This is a genomic window from Celeribacter marinus (genome assembly GCF_965656515.1).
GTDB lineage: Bacteria > Pseudomonadota > Alphaproteobacteria > Rhodobacterales > Rhodobacteraceae > Celeribacter > Celeribacter marinus_D.
This window is the reverse complement of record NZ_CBFHKW010000122.1, coordinates 1-1165: the sequence shown is the minus strand read 5'-3', so window position 1 is coordinate 1165 and position 1165 is coordinate 1. Positions and strand designations below refer to the sequence as shown.

At 59.2% G+C, this 1165-nt stretch carries 2 protein-coding genes; both read right to left on the bottom strand.

Annotation, left to right across the window (positions count from 1 at the left end; genetic code table 11):
- The coding region (locus ACTG34_RS13780) for an inositol monophosphatase family protein (RefSeq protein WP_439105436.1) at positions 1–188 on the bottom strand (188 nt) is incomplete at its 3' end.
- A 108-nt stretch (positions 189–296) separates the two neighbouring features.
- On the bottom strand, positions 297–1165 hold an 869-nt coding region (locus ACTG34_RS13775; protein ID WP_439105435.1), incomplete at its 5' end, for a LysR substrate-binding domain-containing protein.

Below are 1165 nucleotides of genomic sequence, written 5' to 3'. Positions count from 1 at the left end.
GTCGGGCGCGCTTCCATGAGCATCTCGCGAATGATCTCTTCGGCGCTTTCGTCGGCTTTGGTTACGAAGTCACCCGCGCCCTTGGTCGACACCTGAAGGTTCTCGACCTCACGGAAGTCTTTGATCAACGAACGGCCCGCGATCCGAGCGGCCTTGATCATCACGTTGAGGTTTGCGCTGCCTTGCATGTCTTGGGCTCCGGAATGTGTTTTGAGGGGCGCGTATACGCCTCTATGTTCTATCTGCCAAGGGCTAGCGCCCCTGTTTGGTGTATTTCGCGTGTGACGACGTTACGATTACCGTCGATATCCACCCCCGCCGCCGCGTTGAAGTTTCACAGCTTCGGTTTTTGCGATGCGGATCAGGTTCGCCATATACGGCTTTGTCGCGTCATCGTCACGCACGGCGGCATACAGGCGGCGGGTGCGGCCCGTGGCCGTTAGCGGACGCACGGCGTAGTCGGGATGGTCGCGAATATCGCGCATCACCCAGTCGGGCATGACCGCCACGCCACGGTTTGACGCCACAAGCATCAAAATCACATCCGTCAATTCGACCTGACGCACATGCGATGGCTCCACCCCTGCGGGGGTCAAGAGTTCCTTGAACACATCAAGGCGCGCACGGTCCATCGGGTAGGTGAACAGTGTTTGATCCCGAAAGTCCTCGGCCTCAACAAACGCTTTGGCCGCGAGCGGATTTTTCGCGGACATCACACACATGGGCGCGTAATCGAACAGCGGGACAAAGGTTGCGCCATCAATCGGGTCAGGATCGGAGGAGATGACCAGATCGACCTCCTCTTTCATCAGCGCGGGCAAAGCCCCAAAGGCAAGGCGCATGCGGATGTCGACGTCAATCTCGGGCCACACTTTGCGAAACTGATCCAGAACGGGCATCAACCAGTCGAAACAGGCGTGACACTCAATCGCGATGTGCAACCGCCCTGCAGTGCCATCCTCGATATTGGCGAACTCCGCCTCCAACGCCTCGATACGGGGCAAGACATCCTCGGCCAGAGCGAGCAGTTTCATCCCCGCAGCCGACAGTTTGAGCGGCTTGGAGCGGCGCACAAACAGCTCCAACCCCGCCTGATCCTCAAGGCCTTTGACCTGATGCGACAGGGCCGATTGCGTGATGTTGAGCCGATCGGCCGCACGCGCCA